Source organism: Photobacterium sp. MCCC 1A19761 (genome assembly GCF_037389125.1).
GTDB lineage: Bacteria > Pseudomonadota > Gammaproteobacteria > Enterobacterales > Vibrionaceae > Photobacterium.
Genome location: NZ_JAZGTF010000015.1, coordinates 150,656 through 170,987, shown reverse-complemented (window position 1 = coordinate 170,987; position 20,332 = coordinate 150,656). Strand labels below are relative to the sequence as shown.

Sequence of the window (20,332 nt, the reverse complement as noted above, 5' to 3'; positions counted from 1 at the left end):
GGCTCAAATCAATTAAACGCTCTCGGCTATGGCACATGATCCAAAATCGGCCGCATGGCTTCAATAATTTCCAGTACCTGCTGGCGCAACCAGCGCACCCCGGGATCCGCTTCGGAGCGGATATGGTAGGCCAGACTAATCGGTGCCGGTGGTACATCCAGTGGCAATGGCTGGCTGATCAGGGTTCCGGCAGCAATGTCATGATGGGCCACCGGATAAGGCAGCACACAAAGCAAGTCAGTTTGCTTGATCAGATCAATGGCCGCAGCAAAGCTGTTCACCGTCATCGCGATACGCCGCTGCAGCTGATGTTTTGCCAGCGCCGAACAGACCACACTTCCGGTATTGCCGGTCAGCGACACCATCAGATGATCCGCGCTCGCGAAGGCTTCGAGCGACGGCGCAGTTTGGGCGAGTGGATGTTCAGGCCGCATCAGGCAAGAGAAACGATTATCAAACAGGTGCTGGCGAACAATTTTGCGATTCTGGTTTTCATAATAATCCACCACCAAATCGACTTCGGCGTCGACCAGCAGCGATTCCCCGTTGCCGCGAAACGGCATGGCGTGCAAATTCACCTTCGGCGCCTGCTGCTCAATCCGCTGGCGCAGCGGCAGCCACAGTATCCGGGTCATGCCGTCGGTTAAAGCAATGCGAAACGTGCGTTCGCTGCTGGCTGGCTCAAACCGCTGTTCGGTGGTCGCGTGAACCAGCGTCTGGATCGCCGGACGGACTTCCTGCCACAACACTTCGGCTCTCGGCGTCGGTTTGATCCCTCGCCCATCGCGGACAAACAGCGGATCTTTCCAGGCATAGCGCATCCTCGAAATGGCTTTCGAAACGGAAGGCTGCGTCAGCGCCAGTCGATCGGCCGCTGCCGTCACCGATTGCTCCGCCATGATGGCATCAAAAATCACCAGCAAATTAATATCAAGTTTGGCCATCTTTCCTTATCTCTTTTCCTGCGATTCCTTCCTGACCCCGGGCGCTTTGGCACTTCGACTCTTTAGCGCACTGGCACACTGGCACACTGGCACACTGGCACTTTGACGCAATGACGCAATGACGCAATGACGCAATGACGCAATGACGCACTGAAACTGTACCGCCATTCAGCGCACCACTCATTCCCAGATGGAATGATATCTATATCAACCATCAATTTTACGACATGACTGTAGCAGAACATAATGATTTCAAGCCAAACAAAATGAGGAAAAACAAGATGAAAGCAATCGTCATTGAACAATACGGACCAGCCGAGCAACTCAGTATCAGCCAGATCACAGCCCCGAAACCCAAAGCCGGCCAGGTACGAATCCAGGTCAAAGCCGCCAGTGTGAACCCGGTCGATACCATGGTCCGGGCCGGGATGCTGGAGAGCTTTATCTCCTTGCCCCTGATTGCCGGATGGGATGTCTCCGGTGTGGTGCTGGAGACTGCGGGTGACAGCCATGGAGTGCAAGTGGGTGATGAAGTGATGGCGATGATCCCAATCGGCCAGCCGGGCGCTTATGCCGAGCAGGTGATTGTCGACAGCGCATTGGTGGTGAAAAAGCCCCATAACCTGAGTTTTGAACAGGCCGCCGGAACACCCATGGTGTCCCTGACCGCCTGGCAGGCCATTCATGACATCGGTAACGTTTCGTGCGGGCAAACCGTGTTGATCCACGGCGGTTCCAGTGCCGTTGGCGCCTTTGCGATTCAGTTCGCCAAGCTGGCCGGTGCCCGTGTCATCGCCACGGCTTCGGCCACGAATCATCCATACCTGCGCGAGCTGGGTGCCGATCAGTGTATTGATTATCGCAGCGGACAGTTTGAAGCCATGGTCAGCAATGTTGATCTCGTCTTTGCCGCCATCGGTGAAGAAGGACTGCTGGAGCGTTCGCTCAAGGTCATCAAATCCGGCGGCAAGCTGGTCTCAACGCTCAGTGAAATTGACCCTGAAATAGCCCAGGCCAGTGGCATCACATTCCAGCGGGTTTGGGTCACACCGGATCACGATAAACTGGCCCACATAGCCAACTTACTCAGCGACGGGCGGCTGTCGTTGAAAATTGACTCTGTCTTTCCCCTTGAACAAGCCGCGCAGGCCCATCAGCGCAGCGAGTCCAGACGCGCAGTGGGGAAAGTTATCCTGACCATGGCTTAGAGGTTCCATGGCTTAGAGGTGCCATGGCAAAGTGTCCTGCCAAGCAACAGGCCCCCGGAGGGCCTGGCTTTACCAACCTCTGATTCAATAAATTGCATTGCCTGATACGTGCAGTCAATTCGGGGTACAGGGACCAACAGAACCTTACTTGCCGGACAGAAAGTCTTTCGCATGCTGCAATCGCGGTCGACTTGCCTCCCCTGCTCCAGCGAGATCGAGTCCAGCCAGATCAAGCAGCATCTGATAGTAATGCGTTGCCTGATCTTTATCTCCAGCCAACTCTGCCGATCGTGCCGCCCCATAAATACTGTTGAAGCGATTTTTGCTGCGATTCAGGGCCGTTTCATATTCAACCAGTGCTTGCCGGTACTTTTTCATTTCCAGCAGCATGTCGGCCAACAACTCTCTGGCCGGTAATATTTCACCCGGTGTCACCGGATGTTTTTCTGTGGTTGCTTCCAAATCTGCTGCGTTTTGCATGGTCTGCAGGGCCTGATCCTGCTTGCCCAGATGGAAATAAAGCCACGCCAGGGCCGACAGGCGCTGAATTTCCACCTGCTTTGCCCAATAGGCGGAGCCTTTTTCAGCCAGGGCCTGCAACTCGCGTAACTTTTGCAGCGCTTTTTCGGCACGTTGAGTATCACCGCTACGGGCAGCACCGAGCGCATTCGCAAAATGGGTGATGGCTTCCATGGCTGGAGCGCTATCCCATGGATAGCTGCCAGGTATTCTGGGGTTGAGTTGGGCGGCAAGCGCCCACTGCTGCCTCTCTAATGCATAGCGTGCCGGAGCCGCGGCAAGCGTATAGGCGGAGGCGACATGCGGCTGAAGCGGATCATTCAGCGCCAGAATCGTGTCTCTCACATTGACGGCTTTCTCGTCTTGCGCCTGCTGAAGGTATGCATACATCAAATAATCGAGCGCATGGAGGTAATGAAGCGAGAGTTGATTCCCGGCAGGATGCTGCTTAGCTGCTTCGGCCGACCGAATGTTCATGGCTATCGACTCATCCCATAGGCCAAGCCGGGTGAAAATATGTGTTGGCATATGTAAAGCGTGCGGGATAGATGGCGCAATATCCCCATATCTTCGCGCCACCGCTAACGCTTTGGGCGCCAGCTCAGGATAATCGTACGCGTGAATCATGTAGTGATGGGCACCCGGATGCGTCGGGAGCTGCTTCAACACAGTGGCAGCCGTTTCCCCGGCCTGGTTTTGCTTCACATAGCTTTTATCTTCCGGGGAGGCTGTCGCCAAATGCGCCAACGCATAAAAAGCGGTTGCTTCCGGATCATCCGGAAACGCTTCGTGCACGTTTTGCCAGCCTTGTGCAAAAGCGGTGAGGTTATCGGTTTCCTTGGGTGTTCTGCCTTGGGCGTAATAACTTGCCACGGCTTCGATATACGCAAGTTCTCGCGGGGTTTTCTCTCCCTTACTTCTCGCCGATTCAATCATGGCCTGACCTTGCACAAACTCATCCTGATTCGGCGGATCTGACCAGAGCGGGTGGATTAATGACATTGCCATGCCCCAATAGGCCATCGCACAATCAGGTTCAGCTTTGGCAACCGCTTCAAACGTTGTCCGGGCATCGACATAGGTCATGTGATGGAGCAAGGCTAACCCTTTTTCCAGCATCGGCTGACTTTCTGCCCGACAAGAGGTGGGAAATTGAACGGCGCCAAGCTGATCCTTGTCACCGCCGTGGGAGGCGGCCTGAACACCCTGGCCCAAGAATGCTGAACTGGCAAAGATAGCCGTCACCAGCCCCCTGCGATACTTACGATTCGTACTCATATCCTCACTCCAGAACATGGGGTACCCCAAATTGATTGAGCCATGCTTGAATCGCCCCCTATTGTGATAACGACTTAGCCACGGTGAACGGGTGAAGCCCGATGATTGAAGAAAGTATAGGTAAGAATACTTGAGCCAGATAAGAAATGGCCTTCTCGCTCCAGCTCTGATGTGTGGCTCTTCGATCAGCTTTGTCTGGAACGCATTCCAACCGGATGAACACTGATATTTTTCTGCATATCAACAAGAACATTTATTTTCCTTTTCTATACTTAGGAAGCGCTGATGGAATGTTTTACAGGGAGAAATAGAATGAAAAAGCCAACAAAGTTCATGACCGCAGCCCTGGTCTTGCTGTTCAGCCTGGTGCAAATGCCTGTGGTACAGGCGGCAATGATCACCACCGGTGAAGCAATCCAGGTACAACAAAGGCATATCGATCGGGGCAATCTGCTGTCGATGCTGCAAAAGGATGAGCTGCAACAACAGCTCGCTGAATATGGATTGGATGCACAATTAGTCGCAGAAAGAGTGCGTCATATGACTGACGCTGAGATCGCCATGCTCAATAAGCACCTGGACGAAATGCCCGCCGGTGAAGGGGTTCTCAGTATCATCGGGCTGATTGTTGTCGTTCTGGTCGTCACGGATCTGATCGGCGTGACGGACGTATTTCCCTTTATCAGACCCATCAATTGACTGTGTTCTTCAGATTTTCCCTGACTTTAAGGCGTGTCCACATCTGTGGGGTAGCCATCGCTTTGTTGCTCTCGGGATGCAGCACTCCGGGGGCGTGGCGCGCGCAACTTGACCAAGAACTGTCGCTGCCTGCCAGCGTGGCCCTGGATGACACCCCGTTCTTCCCGCAGGATCAATATCAGTGCGGACCTGCGGCACTGGCGACGGTGCTGAAAGAGTCCGGCATAGAAACCAATCCTGATGCGCTGCTCCCCTATGTTTACCTCCCCGGGCGAAAGGGAAGTTTACAGCTTGATCTGATCGCCACCACCCGCCGTTTGAAGCGCCTGCCTTATCAGGTGGATGGCAATCTCGCGGCGGTCTTCACCGAATTAGCGCACGGAAAGCCTGTACTGGTAATGCAGAATCTGGGATTGAGCTGGTATCCGCAGTGGCACTATGCCGTGCTCATCGGTTATGACCTGGACCAAAATACAGTGACGTTGCGCTCAGGCAAAGAGCGCCGCCATGTGCTCCCAATCGACACTTTTGAGCAAACCTGGGCGCGCGCGGGACACTGGGCCATCATGGCCCTCAAACCCGATGAACTCCCCGTCACCGCCAACGCCCCTGATTATCTGCGTCTCGTGCACGATATTGAAACTCACCATCCCGAGCTGGCGGTGACCGCCTACCAAACGGCGCTCCACCAATGGCAAGATGAGCCGCTATTATGGCTGGCCCTGGGCAACCTGTACTACCAACAGAAGCAATTTAGCCGCTCCGTCGAAACCTTTGGCGAAGGGCTGGCGAACCATCCGCAGCAAGCTCAGCTATGGAATAACTATGCCTACGGCCTTCAAGCGCAAGGGTGCCCGGCGGCGTCACTGCGCGCAATTCAGTGCGCCCTGACAATGAAACCTGAGGATCCGGCGCTCAGACAAAGCCTCACGGAGTTGCGTGGCGCCGCTGGTATGGATGAGATTCAAGGCTGTCCAATTTTAACCTGCCCGCAATAGCTTCCTCGGATTGGCAATACGAAACCGCTATCTGCGCTCGTTCAGTTCGTTCAGGTATAGAACCGATACGCCTGAATGAGCGCAAAAATCCCGGCGGAATTGTTCAAGCCAAGCCGCTTAAATATTCTTCATCGCCCGTTCATAGATGCTCAACATGGTCGTTCGGGGCAACAACCGATTCAAAAACACATAGAACTTATTTTCAAACAACGGTATTTCGCGAAGTTTCTCGGCAAACATCGCTTTGAGACCAAGCCGGGCAATTTCTTGGGGATGGGCACGATGCTTGGCCGAAAACGTGCCGGTGCCCGATTTCGCGTCGTCTTTACCCTCAAAGGTAAAAAAACCAGTATCGGTGCGCCCCGGAGAAAGGCACGTCATACTCACGCCGCTTGATTTCATTTCCAGCGCCATCGCTTCGGTAAAACTGGCGACATAGGCTTTGGTGGCCGCATAGGCGGCAAAATAAGGCTGGGGCTGATACCCGGCTGTCGAGGCGACATTCAGAATATGACCGCTCCCCTGCACAGCCATACGTTCAGCAAAATAACGGCTCAACCGGGTCAGAGCACTCACATTTAAAGCCAGCATGGCCGCAATATCGCTCTCTTTCAGCTCAGTATGCTTTCCGTATAAGCCAAAGCCCGCATTGTTAATGGCCACATCAATCGGCTGCTTGACCTGTTCCAGCTGTTCAATCATTACCGTCACTTCGTCGCTGCATGATAGGTCGGCGGCGAGCGTCAGTTGTACATTCGGCAAAGACGCGCTTAATTCGCTCAACTTCCTGACATTTCTGCCATGAAGAATCAGCCCGTAACCTTGCTGGGCCAACAACTCAGCAAAAGCCAGTCCAATGCCTGATGTTGCGCCGGTAATCAATGCTGTTTTCATCCGTTTCACCTCAATTATTCGTATTTGAGGTGCCAGCATAAAGTCTCCCCTATACCGGAGAGTCAACCGCTTTCGGTAAAGATTGCAAAAGACAGCCATTATATTCTTGCACGCTGTTTTCCAGCTCGGTTAACCCTTCCAGCATAGCGTTCATATGCTGTATCTGCGCCAGCAGGCGTGCCCGCTTTCGGTTGATCTCAGTTGTCAGCAGATCCATCGGTATCAGGCCCTGCTGCGTTTTTGCCCGGGCAATCATTTTCAGCTCTTCCAGCGTAAACCCCAGGTTTTTGGCAAGTTTGATCATCGCCAGCACCGGCAGGTAGCTTTCATCATAAACCCGGTACTTCCCTTCCCGCTGCGGGGTTTTAATCAGACCGATGTCTTCGTAATACCGGATGGCTTTAATGCTCACCCCGGATTGTTTCGCCAATGCGCCGATATACATATGAACTCCAATGTCCTGATAAATAAAGCCGCAACCCATCGCTCATGAATGATCCACCATCAGTTGCGGAACATAGTCACGTCGCCTGTTAGCCGCGCTGTGCCTGCATCTCCCCAACGTCGCCTTGCTGTTTTTCTTTCAGATACAAATACAACGGCAGACCGCATGACACCCCGACGGTGAAAGTCCCAATCAGGGCCAACCAACGAAACCGCACCCCATGGGCTTTGCCGTCTGTGACAATGAATGTCGCGAGCGCCAGTGCGGCAACCACCACATCCAGCCAGGCAAAGATACTAATCGGGTTGGCAATAGCATCCTGGATCAGCCGGATCACATCCAATCCGTGTGTCATCAACCAGGGTAGAAATGCCCCGTAAGGCAGCAGGATCCCAAGAATAGTGAAGATAAGATAAGTTCTTGCCATATCGACCTCCTTGTCGAAAACGGTATTGGTCACAGAATACACAGGTACTATACACAAAAGAGCCGCTGGACAGACAGCGGCTCTGGGAAGGTCACAGCGAAAAATATGCGCTATACCGCGAGTTCGCCACCATCCTGACGGCGGATCACTACGATCGAAGCCCGGGCGCGAACTGTCGTTCCCGCCGGTGTCGCTTCGGCCGCATTGTCACTGTATGGCCAGTTCCCCGGGTGCTGAATCGACACAAACATCGCGCGATGATCCGGGCTGATGGTAAAGCCGGTCACCTCACAGCCATTCGGGCCGACAAAAAAGCGCTTCAGTTCTCCCTGATTGGCCGCGCCGATGGTTTCCTGCTTGCCATCGGCATCCTTCAGGTTCGAAGGCACCACAGCCAGCATCTGATCATTAGTATAATTCGCCACTTCGGCCGCACCGTTATCAGTCTGGATCCATAAAATGCCGCGTGAATCAAAAGCCAGGCCATCCGGGCTGGCAAACTGGTTCATTTCATCCAGGCCGGACAGGTTAATGTCTTCCGAGGCATCAGCCGCTGAGCCAAAGACGAAAATATCCCAGCTAAAGTCAGTGTGGTTTTCAGTTTCATCCCAGCGAATCACATGACCAAACTTGTTTTTCAGACGCGGGTTGGCCGGGTTGGTGCCGGTGTCTTCCGTGCGTCGCGTATTGTTGGTTAGCGTCAGGTAGACCGAGCCGGTGATTGGATCAACCGCACACCACTCCGGTCTGTCCATCGGTGTCGCACCAACCAAGTCTGCCGCGCCGGCAGTATTGAGGATGATCTCCGCCTGTGTGCTGAAGTGATCCGCCAGGGTGCCATTATCCTTCGTGATGCCATCTAGCTTCAGCGGCAACCAGACCCCTTTGCCATCCGCATCAAATCGCGCAACATACAGCGTGCCTTCATTCATGTATTTATCGCCCATCCCCAGGCGATCAACCGAATCAGCATCGGCCGGATCCCACAACGCGTCTGACACAAACTTATACATGTATTCAAAGCGCGAGTCGTGGCCTGAGTAGAACACCAACGGCTTGCCTGCTTCCAGCGTGCCGAAAGTGCAGCCTTCGTGACGGAAACGGCCCAGTGCCGTACGTTTGACCGCACGAGAGTTGGCGCGATACGGGTCAATTTCCACGATATAGCCGTGCCCATTGGCTTCGTTGCGATAATCGCTCAGCTCGCTGGCACCGGTTGGGGTGACATCAAAACGGCGGAACTCATCCAAACGTTCATCCGCATTGCCGGCCAGGGTTTCCCAACGGTAGCGTCCTCTCGCACCAGTCCCGGAAACAATCCCAATCCGCTCCTGATCGGCGGTGATCGTGCCCTGATTGACGAAATAACCCGGCCAGTTTTCTTCACAAGTCAGGTAAGTACCCCAAGGCGTATACCCATTGCCGCAGTTATTCAAAGTACCGCGCGCCTGGCTGCCATCCGGTGAAAACGGCGTCACCACATGCTTGGTATGGGCCAGTGGTCCTGCAATATCCATCGTGCTGGCCCCGGTATAACGGCGGTTGCGGACGTCTTGTTTGACCATCCACTGGTCACCTTCCAGCGCGATGTGGATCACGCTCACCCCATGCGCGAAGATCTCTTTGCGCACGGCATCGACATCGTTCCGGCTGCCGTCCGGATCAAAGGTCGCCGCCTTATCCTGATGCAACTCATCCATTTCAATGTATTCGTGGTTTACGCACAGTAACCCTTCGGTTGCACTGCCGTTGAGCGGGAAGAAATGCAGACCGTCATGGTTCATGCCGACCGCATTGGCCTGATCCATCGCGGTATTACTCCCATCGTTTTGCCAGGCCTGGGCAATCCCGTTCAGTGGCGTGCCCCACGGGGCCAGCACCTGCGCGGTGTACCCGTCAGCAACATGAACAGCATCGGTCAGCGCGCCGGGGATCGACTCAAACTTCAAAGAAATCGGCTGAATGGTTTCTCCAGTCTTCGCCGTTGTACTGTCGGACGATGAATTACACCCGGTCAGGCCGAAAGCGCCCATTGCCGCCATCGCACTGAGGCCCATCCCACCCTTGAGGATTTTTCGGCGGGAGACAAAGGCATCGAGCACTTCATCAAAAGAGGTATTCTCACTGCGGTTGTAACGCTTGGGATCAAAAACTGCCTTGCTCATTTACTTTCCTTGGCTATTAAGTTGTTGTTTTAAAGGCATCTAGGCTGAAGTAAATGTATGACGGATTGATTGATATTTGATGAAAAAAATATGCACAACGCGTCATAAGCGATGTGCATTGGGAGAATATGGCGTTTTGATTTGCGGGTTACGGAGCCTATCCGGCGTTGTATTGCTGTTCCAACGCATTGGCACGCTGGTAGCCCGGATGCGCACTCAGCAGCTCGCCGTAGTGCTGAATATTCGGGAACTGCTCGCCCAGGCCGTACATCTGCACCAACTCAACAATGAAAGACATCATGATATCCGCCCCGGTCAGGCGCGCTTCCACCAAGTAACTTTTCCCGGCCAGGCAATCATTGAAGTAACTCAGAACTTTCATTGCTTCTGAATCGGCGTAGTCGGCCAGGAAGTTCGTCTTTGCACCATCTTTGGCCACGAACATCTTGAGCAATAACGGCAGGATGGCCGAACTTTCGGCAAAATGCAGCCATTGCAGATATTCGGTATAGGCCCGGGTGCCGCGCGCCGGGGCTAGTTTGTCCGCGCCGTATTTGTCGATCAGGTACTCGGTGATTGCCCCGGATTCGGTGATCACCTGGCCGTCTTCTTCTATGACCGGTGCCTTGCCCAACGGATGGATCGCTTTGAGTTCCGGCGGCGCCAGAAAAGTCTCTGCATCCCGCTGATACGGGATAATCTCGTAGTTCAAGTCCAACGCTTCTAAAAGCCAGATGATGCGTTTTGAGCGTGACTGATTAAGGTGGTGGAGTTTAATCATCAAAATTTCCTTTGAATTAAATAAATCAAGTAGCGCAATGTGAACAAACCATACAATACGCCTGAACGCTGCCAATTACGTTGAAGCAGCCCAGTTCGATCACAACGCTTTGATAAAAAAATAAAAGCCCCGGCAATTCGCCAGGGCTTGTTTCAGCTCAGTTCACGTCCTGCGGACGCTTTCCTGATTCCCATCAGTGCTTATTTCACTTCAGTGCCTATTTCAAATCGAGCAACCTGCCGGTCAGGGCCGGGACGGTGATCGCCGTTTCCGGAGTTTGCACCGTAATCACCTCACCGCTCATCAAATCCACTAGCTCCGTGGCCGGTTTCACCTGATCCATCTTCAGGTTCAGGGTCTGCGGCTCGGTTGAAACGTTCAGCACATAGACCACCTGCTGCTCCCCGAAGGTTTTCAGGTCGGCATACAGTACTTCGGATTGTGCCAGGTTCCGGCGTTCACCTTTGTACAGCGCCGGATGCTCTGCGCGCACCGCCATCAATTGTGCCAGCCACTGTTTCAGCTCCGCCTGCTCAGCACTCAGCGTAACGTCTGTGACGCCTTCGATTTTGGCACTGGAGCGCGCGACATGGTCATCGCACAGTCCCAGGTTGGCACAGTTCTCGGTCACTTTGGCGGCAAAGTCCGGCACTTCATCACCAATCTCATCACCATAGTAGAAGGTGATCGGACCGGACCAGGCAGCCATAAAGCTGAACGCGGCCTTGTGACGCTGGAAGTACTCGCCTTTGTTGCCCCGCTGGATCAGATCCCCGAAGCGAACCAGGTCATGGTTGCCCAGCATCAGGTTCGGCATCGCATGGTACGGGTAATTCGACATCGCATTCCAGAACGCATTCAGCTTAGTCGCATCCCCGGACGCACCAGATTCCTCGACCGCCAGTGCCTGCACCAGACCGTAACGCAGCGGGAAGTGGAAGGCAGACGACAGGCCCGGCGCTTCATCCGTCCCGTAGGTGGTCCGGGTAATTGCTTCCGCACCATCCCAGGTTTCACCGACCAGATAGCCCAGCGTGCCCCAGGTTTTTCCGGCCGTTTTGTTCTGTGCGGCTGCCGCGTCGACCGCTGAGCGGATCTCGCGCCACTGTGCCAGCGGCAGCTGGTAGGCCTGATCCAGGCGCCAGCCATCAATGCCGAATTCTTTGATCCAGTAAGTCGCCACTTCCTGGAAGTATTCAACACTGTTGCTGTCCGGATAAACCACCAGTTGACCCGGGTAACCATCAGCACCGGCTTTCAGCGTCGGCAGTTTTCCGGTCGGTGACGGTTTCACGCCGGTGATGTTGGTGTGGCCGAATACCCCGTCGAGGAAGACGTACATGCCTTTAGCGTGCGCCTGATCAATCAGGGTTTTCAGCTGCGCCTTGGTACCGAAGTTCGGATCAACATTGAAGTAGTCGCAGGCAAAATAGCCGGTTGCATCAAGTTTAAGATCGCCGCCTTCACCGGCACAGGAGTCAAACACCGGCGTCAGCCAGATCGCATTGACATTCAGGCTCCGGATGTAATCCAGGCTATTGATAATCCCCTGCAGGTCACCACGGTGGTGGGACGAGCCGTAACCGTCGGTATAATCGGCCTGGGAGTCACCATCAACGAAGGATTCCACCATGATCTGGTAGATCCGCAGATCACAAGCCGGATCGTCACCGCCGTAACAGGCATAGTCCTGCCCGGTAGGTTTCACCGTCAGTGCCGGCTGAGACGTTTCACTGGCATCCAGCTCAAACGCCCAGACACCCTGCTCGGTAACCGTCACTTTGACGTTCTCGCCATCAACCTCGAAACTCACCGAACCTTCGCCTGCCGTCAGCTGCGCATAGCCCAGGTTCACCGAACTCCAGTTTTCGCTGGCAATTTTGAACGTATACACACCCGGCTCGAAATAACGCTCCAGCTTGTATTTACCGTCGCCGATGTACTGCATGGCTTCATTGGCAGACCAGCTGTTAAAGCTGCCGCGCACATAAACCACTTCGCTGCCGTACGGCGCAGGCACCACCGGTGCCAGGTTGCCGCCCAACCCTTCGCCTTGCTCGCCCGCCTGCGGCTTCACGAACACCACGGCAGTCAGACCAGGAATGGTAAACGTGCCCTCACTAAAGCTGGCTTGACCGATTTTGCTGTCGTCCGAGTTGGCCAGAACCGGATGCAGCTCAAAGCCACTGGTCCCGTCAACGGTGATCGACTGAGCATTCAGGTTGGCATTGACCGCCACCACCAGCGCCTGGTAATTGCCATCGAGATCAGCGCCGGCGTTCACGCCGTCATCCACACTCATGACAATCATTCCCGGCGCGGCGTTCGGGCCGGTATTGTGGAAGCGGACTCGGTTCAGAACTTCCTGTTCATCGATCAGTTTCAGCAATGGCGTCTTTGAGCGAATCTGCAGCAACTCCTTGAACCGGGCATCTGTCCAGGCGATTTCCTGCGGCCCTGCCACCGTGTTCGGGTTAGCAATGATCTGCTTGATGGCATCCCAGTTGGCCTGGTCTTTATCCGCCCGCGGCAGCCCGACATTCCAGTTGTTGGTTTGCTTGCTGAAATCAACCCGGTTCACCCAGTCGCCGGAATCATAGCTATCCCGCGCCATGGATTTAGAGCGCAACAGCTCTGAGCCCATATGCAGGAACGGGATCCCCTGTCCCAGCATCACCGGCGCCAGGCCGACAATCTGCATCCGCGCCCGATCTTCGACCGAGACATCCGCTGCCGCTTTATACTGGTTGAAGTCCCACAGAGTCTGGTTATCGTGCTTGGAAACGTAATTGATGGATTCTTGCGGATCCAGGGTATAGGCCGCGCCCTGATCGCCGTACTTGAAGTCGCGACCAGAAACCGTCATGCCACTGTAGGTCACCAGCGGGTAAGATTGCAGGTTCCCCGCCATGCCGTAACGGATCAGATCCATCCGCGACATCAGCGCCGCATCGAACCGATCGCCGGCATTGGCAAAGCCCGGGGTCTGCAACAATGCATCACCGCTGTCGAACGGACCGCCGCCGCGCACACCGTCACGCAGACGGTCGTTATAGGTGCCAATCCCGGTCCCTGCCATCGGCCACTGAGTGGCATTCTCACCTCGGGTGCCGTTCACGACTTCCCCGAAGTTCCAGCCTTCACCGTAGAACCAGCTGTCCGAATCAACCGCTTTCACCTCGGCATAGACTTTCTCCATGCTGGATTTCATCAAATGGCCCATCAAATCGAAACGGAAGCCATCGATCTTGTAGTCCTGAGCCCACATCACCACGCTGTCGGCGACCAGTTTTTCAAACATCCGGTTCTCAGAAGCGGTATTGTCACAACAGGTAGAATTCTCAACCGCGCCGCTTTCCGCGTTCAGACGGTGGTAATAACCGGGAACGGTTTTATCCAGCACCGACTTGTCATACAGACCCGAAGAATAGGTATGGTTGTAGACCACATCCTGCACCACCCGGAAGCCCAGCTCATGCAGCTTCTGGATCATCTGACGATATTCTTTAATCCGGGCAATACCATCACTGGCGACCGCATAGCTGCCTTCCGGCGCGCTGTAATGGAACGGATCATAACCCCAGTTGAAGCTGTCGAGCGGACGGATATCCGCCATCAACGCCTGCGCTTGATCTGTTGCCGGATCGGTCTGCTCCAGCAGCGCCAGAATGGTGGTGGTGCGTGGCGTACCGTCCTGACACAAGTTGGCTTTTGGGTTCAATTCACACAGTTTGCCGACCGTATCGTTCAGATCGACTCGTTTTTCTTCATCTTCGGCAATCGAGGCCAGATCGTAACTCGGTAGTAGATGGACCGTGGTCAGCCCGGCAGCTTTCAATTGCTTGAGATGGCTGACGCTGTCGCGATCTTCTTCAGTAAACGCCAGATATTTACCGTCATATGCCGGGGTCCCTTTGCTATCACTGGAACTAAAGTCACGGATATGGACTTCATAGACAATGTTATCTTCCGGGTTGGTCAGGGTCGGGATCACTTGTTCATCCCATCCCGCCGGTTTGGTGGCCGGATCGGACAGATCCACCAGCTGCGAGTAACGGCTATCGGTGCTGAGCGACAACGAATATGGATCGGTAGTGCTCATCCACTCCACCTGAGCGGTTTTCGGATGATAGGCTTTGATCCGGTAACGATAGAACACATGCTTGAGATCCGCAGTGCCGGTATAGCGCCAGATCCCGGTCGTCGGATCTTCGATCAGCGTCAGGGGTGAGTTCGCCAACGGGGTCTTATCTTCGCCGTAGAGATACAGCTCGACTGCGGTTGCGGTCGGTGCCCATAAGGCAAACTGGGCCTGGCCGTTCTCCAGCCACGAACCAAGCCGCGCTTCGTCGGCATCCTGTGCACCTGCGGTATAGAGCGCATCTACCACACCCGGGATCTGCACTTTGGTCGCCGCCAGGACTTTGCCGTTGTCATCCATCGCCACCGCAATCAGCTGCTGTTTCAGCAGGGCTTTGGCCTGTGCTGCTTCCACGTCCAGGTGAAACCCGGTGCGGCCGTTCAGGTGCGGGAAGTCGCCATGGTTGGTGGTACCGGCTTGTGTCAGTGGTAGCCGCTCAAACTGGGCCGGCTGATTGATATCGCCATTGCCTTTAGGGTTCGCCCACAGTTCGTAACGCGATGCACCATTTTGTTCATGCCAGGACAGCTCATTCACACCCAGCCAGTGCGCAGATGCGCCAGAGAGCATCACCGGCACTTCCGTCACGGGCTCGTAATACAGGGTGCTGTTGCCATCAAAGGTATATATTTGGTTCCCTTTAGTGAGATCCAGCTGCAAATCGTTGCCACCCAGTGCTTTGGTGTCCCCTTTGTGGAGAATAAAGTTCAGGCAGCTGGCATGCTCCGCTTTCAACGGCAGGCGATACACAGCGCCGTATTCATCGCTGATTTCAGAGGCGAGGAAAGGCGTGCCCCAATCCATTCCTTCCAGGGCACTGTCAGCAATACTGTCACAGCTGGCGTTATTCCAGAGATGAAGCCCCCAGCCTTCATAGTTACCGTCATCCCGCTTGTAGTGGATCACCGCTTCGGTGTAGTGCGGCGCCGGCTCACCGGTATCGGCGGTGTTGTTCGGATTTTTCGGCTCCGGATCGATACTGTCCGGGATGCCGTCGCCGTCATCATCACTGGAAGCAAAATCCCCCAGACCGTCGCCATTGGTATCCTGGCTTTCAAAGCGATCACGCGGGAACCGATCCTGTTCGTTATTCGCCCCGTCATTATCGATATCGGTGTCCTCGATATCTGCGACCTTATCCCCGTCCAAATCAGCCGGAACTGCGGTTGGATCCTGGCTGTCGGTGCCGAGTCGCGCTTCATCAGCATTCGACCACCCATCACCGTCGATATCATCGTCATCGGCGTCCGCGATCCTATCGCCATCGAGATCCGCCGGAGTGGACTTGGCATCATACGGATCGGTGCCGAGGCGCAGCTCATCCGTATCGTTCCAGCCATCACCGTCATCGTCCAAATCCGCGTGATCGCCAATCTGATCCTGATCGAAATCCGCACTTTCCAGCGGATCGTTCGGGAATGCGTCAATCTCATCGGCGACGCCGTCACCATCACTATCGGTCGCCAGTACCGGTTTGCCGCCGACTCCCGGGTGAAGCGTTTTCCCTTTCAAATTCGGCGTTTGATTATTCTTACGCTGCTCCGCGATGGTTTGCCCCAAGGTTCCTGCTCCCTGAGACAAATTCTCCAGATGCTCGGCAACGCTGTTATTTCCCAGCTGTTCCGGCAGCAGCTGGGCCAAAGCCCGAGCCGAATCCGCCAACAGGGTATTTTTCTCTGCGATATAGTCCTGCTCAGGTGCCAGATCCGGCTGCGCCAGCTCGCTACGCACGGCCGCTAAGGCTTCTTCTGCCGTAGCTCCTTGCGCCATTTTCAGGCCAATCAGCGTCGTCACCGGGCTGATTTTCTGATAGCCCTCCGGCGCCATCATCAGATAGTCCCGGGTCACAGCAACTCCCGGATTATCTTCATCAATTGTCTGACCTTTCAGCACCCGGGTCATCAGCGGATACTGGGCCGGATCGCCGTTAAACTCGCTCAGATCGAGCGTCGCTTTACCCTGCTTCCCCGTCACCGCCTGTGGCTCTCCGGCATCCAGGGCGAAGTTACGATTCACATCCAGCCATACCTGCGCTTTTTGCAGATATCCATCCATCGCCTGAACACTGAGTTCGGTTTGCATCTCGACCTTCGGCTGCGAAGCATCAGCATTGTTCTGCGTCGCATCATCGCCGCATCCCGCCAGTGCTCCCACCGACGCCAGCGCAACCGCCAGCTTGGTTAGATTTGTCTTCATTGCTATCCCACTGATTTATTGAACATGATTCCGTAAACAAATCGAGGTGATTGCACGCCAAACCCAACCCACAACAACGGATGCCGCGCGCAAATCACCAGTTCAGACAGGGTAAATAAAATCGAGAATGACCCACCTCACCCCGCCCCTTCACTGCAGGGGGAGGACACGGGAGGCGTAGAAGGGAGCGCAATTGATAATCATCACACTTTGTTTGGGCAAGGCATTATTTCCCTTTCTTCTGGGGCAACAGAAAAGGGAGAAGCATCACAGCAGGCGTAACTTTTCGCATGATTTGTGAAAGTTAACTACATTTCAGTCAATATGATGGAATATCAAAAATTATGCAGCAAATCACAAACGGATGTTTACGGCAGGGGTCGCACCTGAAGGGCAGGCCTTCCTGCGGGACTCATTTGCCCATAGGGCAAACACAAATTCGAGATATACAAAAAAACCTTCATCTTGCGATGAAGGTTTCATGTAGTGGCAGAGCGGCCGGGCTGGCGCTCCAGCGGACTCGATGGTCCGGCATTCCGGCCCGCGAAAAAGTGCGCAGCACTTTCGGGAGCGTTAAATACAAAAAACCCCAAACCTTTCGGCTTGGGGTTATTGTAGTGGCGGAGCGGACGGGACTCGAACCCGCGACCCCCGGCGTGACAGGCCGGTATTCTAACCAACTGAACTACCGCTCCAATTTTTTAAGAAATCCGGCAAATGCCCAACTTCTGAAATGTGGCGGAGAGATAGGGATTTGAACCCTAGATACGCTATAAACGTATGCCGGTTTTCAAGACCGGTGCTTTCAACCACTCAGCCATCTCTCCGTAAGCGGGATGAATAATATTGAGCAAACTCAAGGTTGTAAAGCAGTTTTTTCATGATTTTGCACAACTGGGCAAGCTTTAGGCACAAGAGTGCGACTCAGCGCACTTTTCATACCCCAACCAAAGTCTGCGACTGACTGGCCGCACGACAAACGTCAATCACCGAAGCGATCAGCGGATCACTTTCCCGGCCTGCTTTATACGCCAATCCAATTCGTTTCTGTAAATCGAGCGAGGCCACCTGCCGCAGGACGATCTCCTGCGCCTGACAAATCTCCTGCCAGTCCGGCAGCAAAGCCGCCCCGACCCCCGCTCCCACCAACGGCCAGGCGTACTCGACAGTCCGAATATTCGCCCGGTGCTGAAATTTCACCCCGGCTTCGGCCATCACCAGCTTAAGTTTTTCCAGCGCATCACACGGGCTGCGATGGATAAACGGCAGTCCGTCCAGCTCCTCCAGTGAGATCTGATCCTGCGCCGCCAACGGCCAGGAACGAGGTAGCGCTAACAAGTAGAGATCATTCCAAATCGGTACAAATTGCTCACTTTTCGTTGCCGATTGCGACAGAATGATTCTGGCATCACACGGCTCATCCGGATCCACCAGCGTCAGTTCCAGATGCTCGATCTGGTTGGTCAGCGCGGTCAACAAACAACTCATGCGCTGAGCCCCCAGCGATCGCATCAACCCCAACCTCAGGGGCACCGGTGCCGGACCTTCCCCAAACAAGTTCAGGATTTTCTGCTCGCCCGCACTCATATTTTTGGCCAGCGGATACAGCTTCTCGGCCGCTGCCGTCGGCAATACCCCCCGGGCATGACGGACAAATAAACTGGTCCCGAGAAGGTGCTCTAACTGCTTGATCGCAGCGGTAATGGAAGGTTGCGACACATAACACTGGCGCGCCGCGCCGCTGACACTCCCTTGCTCATAAACTGCCTGAAAATACTTTAAAGCCCGCAATTCCATTGCCACTTCCCCTGAGTACGAAATCGAGAACCCGTGGTTCTCGCGCGCCGTACAAACAACACATCTTTGCAGAGGTATAGCTCTGCCCTATAAGCAACATAAAAATAACATATTTCTCATAACCGGCGAGCATCTCTAAGGTAATAACCATCAAAAGAGTGAGGTAAATACCGAATACAGGATGAACCGATGAATATGCCAAACACCGCTGAACACATTGCTGTCACAACCCCGACTACCTTAAAAAAGCACCTGGTGGTGACCCCAGACCAGGTCGTTGAAGCCATGGTACGCCATGGCTACAGCCCGGAAACATCCGCCATCATCGCCCAGGAAAACCTGCTCCCGGCCGGACTACTCAGCCGACTGCATGCCTCTTACCCGCAGCACTCCGGTCTGCTGGAAACCCGTGCGATGCTTTTTACCGACAAGGCCCATTACACCGGGTTATCCGGGTTCCGGGAAGTTGTCAGTATTTTGCTGAAAAACGGGATCAATATCGGCGATATTGAAGAAAGAGAGCTGTTTGTTGAGGTTTATCGCTTTCTTGCCACCCGCCATACGCTCAACAGCATCAACTGGGACGACTACGAAACCGATTCGGTGTTTCAGCTGGTGTTCCCGCAACCGGGGATGATCAACCCGGAAACAACCCAGGCGTATTTACAGGCCGAAACCCGCGAACAACGCACCCAGGTTGCTGTTGCTTATATGGAAAAAACCAATCCCCATGACGGCAACCAGCAACTAAACAAACCCTGGTTTGAAAACGAGCAGGGAGAGATTGAATTTCTCGACGGCAGCCAACACAAATACCCACAATGCCAGCTGATCTTCGACAAAACGACGCAGAACTGCTTTTCATTTTGTACCTACTGCTTCCGACATGCTCAGGTCCGCGGCGATGAAGATATGTTCATCCAGAAAGATATCCAGCAGATCCACCAGTATCTGCGCCAGCACACGGAAGTGACCGATTTGCTGATCACCGGCGGTGACGGCGGCTATATGCCGGTGAACCGGCTACAACAATATGTGATGCCGCTGATCGAAGACCCATCCTTGCTGCATGTGAAGAATGTCCGGCTGGCGACCCGCGCACTGACCTTTCAACCCGAGATGATCCTGAGCCACAAATACGATGCCATGCTCGAGCTGTTTGATACCCTGCGCGACAATGGCATACAGCTGGCCTGGATGGCCCACTTCTCAACCCCGCGCGAGTTGCTCAACCCAACAACCATTGCCGCGATCCGCCGCTTACAGAATCACGGTGTCACGATCCGCAGCCAGAGCCCGATGATGAACCATATCAGCCTGTTCACCGACGAGCATGGTGAAGTCGACATTGAACGTTCAGCACAAAACTGGATCGATCTGGCCAATATCCTCGGCATGCTGTCGGTCGGTTTCCACTCCATGTACTGCGCTCGCCCGACAGGGGAACACCATTACTACACAGCACCGCTGGCTGCGGTCGAGCAGATCTTCAACCGCATATACCGCTCGCTGTCGTCAATCAACCGGCCATCGCGTCATATCTCGATGACCATCTCTGCCGGTAAGCTGGCGATTCTCGGCACCTCGATTATCAACGGCGAGAAATGCTTTGCCCTGAGGTTCACCGAAGCCCGCAACATGGCATGGATGGATCGAATTTTTCACGCCAAATACGACGAGCAGGAAAACAAGGTGGATTTCCTGACGCCCATCGACGGCGACAAATTCTTCTTTGAAGACGAACTCAAGACTATCGAAGCCGAACTAGCCAATGCGATTCGCCAGCGACTGCGCTGAGATCTTTCCGACAACCATTCTCCGGGTCACCACAGCCGCTGTG

Annotated in this window: 13 protein-coding genes and 2 tRNA genes; 4 read left to right on the top strand and 11 right to left on the bottom strand. The window is 54.5% G+C overall.

From position 1 onward, the window contains the following. Positions 1-26: 26 nt before the first annotated feature. Complete coding sequence (locus tag VV869_RS15570) at positions 27-944, bottom strand: LysR family transcriptional regulator (protein WP_337735841.1); 918 nt, start codon at positions 942-944, stop codon at positions 27-29. Positions 945-1,225: 281 nt separating this feature from the next. Here VV869_RS15570 and VV869_RS15565 point away from each other — a divergent pair, with 281 nt between their 5' ends. Then, entirely contained in the window at positions 1,226-2,152 is a 927-nt protein-coding gene (locus VV869_RS15565; RefSeq protein ID WP_337735840.1) for an NADP-dependent oxidoreductase, read from the top strand. 144 nt (positions 2,153-2,296) lie between these two features. On the opposite strand, the gene VV869_RS15560 is transcribed toward VV869_RS15565, so the two are convergent. Further along, positions 2,297-3,949, bottom strand: a complete 1,653-nt coding sequence (locus VV869_RS15560; RefSeq protein ID WP_337735839.1) for a hypothetical protein — start codon at positions 3,947-3,949, stop codon at positions 2,297-2,299. Between the two features lie 312 nt (positions 3,950-4,261). On the opposite strand from VV869_RS15560, the gene VV869_RS15555 reads away from it, so the two are divergent. After that, positions 4,262-4,648 (top strand): DUF6627 family protein, encoded by a 387-nt coding sequence (locus VV869_RS15555; protein WP_337735838.1) that lies wholly within the window; start codon positions 4,262-4,264, stop codon positions 4,646-4,648. Positions 4,649-4,710: 62 nt separating this feature from the next. Then, positions 4,711-5,646: a PA2778 family cysteine peptidase gene (locus tag VV869_RS15550; RefSeq protein WP_337735837.1), complete on the top strand. Its 936-nt coding sequence runs from the start codon at positions 4,711-4,713 to the stop codon at positions 5,644-5,646. 117 nt (positions 5,647-5,763) lie between these two features. Here VV869_RS15550 and VV869_RS15545 read toward each other — a convergent pair whose 3' ends face one another. From VV869_RS15545 to VV869_RS15505, 9 genes are all read right to left on the bottom strand, one after another. Continuing rightward, positions 5,764-6,540 carry an SDR family NAD(P)-dependent oxidoreductase gene (locus tag VV869_RS15545; RefSeq protein ID WP_337735836.1) on the bottom strand — a complete coding sequence of 259 codons (777 nt, stop codon included), beginning with the start codon at positions 6,538-6,540 and terminating at the stop codon, positions 5,764-5,766. A gap of 49 nt (positions 6,541-6,589) precedes the next feature. Continuing rightward, positions 6,590-6,985: a MerR family transcriptional regulator gene (locus tag VV869_RS15540; RefSeq protein ID WP_337735835.1), complete on the bottom strand. Its 396-nt coding sequence runs from the start codon at positions 6,983-6,985 to the stop codon at positions 6,590-6,592. Between the two features lie 88 nt (positions 6,986-7,073). Continuing rightward, entirely contained in the window at positions 7,074-7,412 is a 339-nt protein-coding gene (locus VV869_RS15535) for a DUF2834 domain-containing protein (RefSeq protein ID WP_337735834.1), read from the bottom strand. Positions 7,413-7,522: 110 nt separating this feature from the next. After that, positions 7,523-9,577 (bottom strand): PhoX family protein, encoded by a 2,055-nt coding sequence (locus VV869_RS15530; RefSeq protein ID WP_337735833.1) that lies wholly within the window; start codon positions 9,575-9,577, stop codon positions 7,523-7,525. 157 nt (positions 9,578-9,734) lie between these two features. Then, entirely contained in the window at positions 9,735-10,358 is a 624-nt protein-coding gene (locus VV869_RS15525; RefSeq protein ID WP_337735832.1) for a glutathione S-transferase family protein, read from the bottom strand. A 217-nt stretch (positions 10,359-10,575) separates the two neighbouring features. Further along, complete coding sequence (gene pulA, locus VV869_RS15520) at positions 10,576-16,695, bottom strand: pullulanase-type alpha-1,6-glucosidase (protein WP_337735831.1); 6,120 nt, start codon at positions 16,693-16,695, stop codon at positions 10,576-10,578. Positions 16,696-17,313: 618 nt separating this feature from the next. Further along, positions 17,314-17,390, bottom strand: a tRNA-Asp gene (locus VV869_RS15515). A gap of 41 nt (positions 17,391-17,431) precedes the next feature. Beyond that, positions 17,432-17,522: transfer RNA gene (locus tag VV869_RS15510), tRNA-Ser, on the bottom strand. A 109-nt stretch (positions 17,523-17,631) separates the two neighbouring features. After that, positions 17,632-18,492 carry a LysR family transcriptional regulator gene (locus VV869_RS15505; RefSeq protein WP_337735830.1) on the bottom strand — a complete coding sequence of 287 codons (861 nt, stop codon included), beginning with the start codon at positions 18,490-18,492 and terminating at the stop codon, positions 17,632-17,634. 189 nt (positions 18,493-18,681) lie between these two features. Here VV869_RS15505 and VV869_RS15500 point away from each other — a divergent pair, with 189 nt between their 5' ends. Next, complete coding sequence (locus VV869_RS15500; protein ID WP_337735829.1) at positions 18,682-20,289, top strand: hypothetical protein; 1,608 nt, start codon at positions 18,682-18,684, stop codon at positions 20,287-20,289. The last annotated feature ends 43 nt before the right edge of the window (positions 20,290-20,332 follow it).

Excerpts from the sequence above, each read along its gene's own strand:
- VV869_RS15570 (WP_337735841.1), bottom strand. The coding sequence starts at position 944 with ATGGCCAAACTTGATATTAATTTGCTGGTGATTTTTGATGCCATCATG.
- VV869_RS15565 (WP_337735840.1), top strand. The coding sequence starts at position 1,226 with ATGAAAGCAATCGTCATTGAACAATACGGACCAGCCGAGCAACTCAGT.
- VV869_RS15560 (WP_337735839.1), bottom strand. The coding sequence starts at position 3,949 with ATGAGTACGAATCGTAAGTATCGCAGGGGGCTGGTGACGGCTATCTTT.
- VV869_RS15555 (WP_337735838.1), top strand. The coding sequence starts at position 4,262 with ATGAAAAAGCCAACAAAGTTCATGACCGCAGCCCTGGTCTTGCTGTTC.
- VV869_RS15545 (WP_337735836.1), bottom strand. The coding sequence starts at position 6,540 with ATGAAAACAGCATTGATTACCGGCGCAACATCAGGCATTGGACTGGCT.
- VV869_RS15540 (WP_337735835.1), bottom strand. The coding sequence starts at position 6,985 with ATGTATATCGGCGCATTGGCGAAACAATCCGGGGTGAGCATTAAAGCC.
- VV869_RS15535 (WP_337735834.1), bottom strand. The coding sequence starts at position 7,412 with ATGGCAAGAACTTATCTTATCTTCACTATTCTTGGGATCCTGCTGCCT.
- VV869_RS15530 (WP_337735833.1), bottom strand. The coding sequence starts at position 9,577 with ATGAGCAAGGCAGTTTTTGATCCCAAGCGTTACAACCGCAGTGAGAAT.
- VV869_RS15525 (WP_337735832.1), bottom strand. The coding sequence starts at position 10,358 with ATGATTAAACTCCACCACCTTAATCAGTCACGCTCAAAACGCATCATC.
- pulA (WP_337735831.1), bottom strand. The coding sequence starts at position 16,695 with ATGAAGACAAATCTAACCAAGCTGGCGGTTGCGCTGGCGTCGGTGGGA.
- VV869_RS15505 (WP_337735830.1), bottom strand. The coding sequence starts at position 18,492 with ATGGAATTGCGGGCTTTAAAGTATTTTCAGGCAGTTTATGAGCAAGGG.
- VV869_RS15500 (WP_337735829.1), top strand. The coding sequence starts at position 18,682 with ATGAATATGCCAAACACCGCTGAACACATTGCTGTCACAACCCCGACT.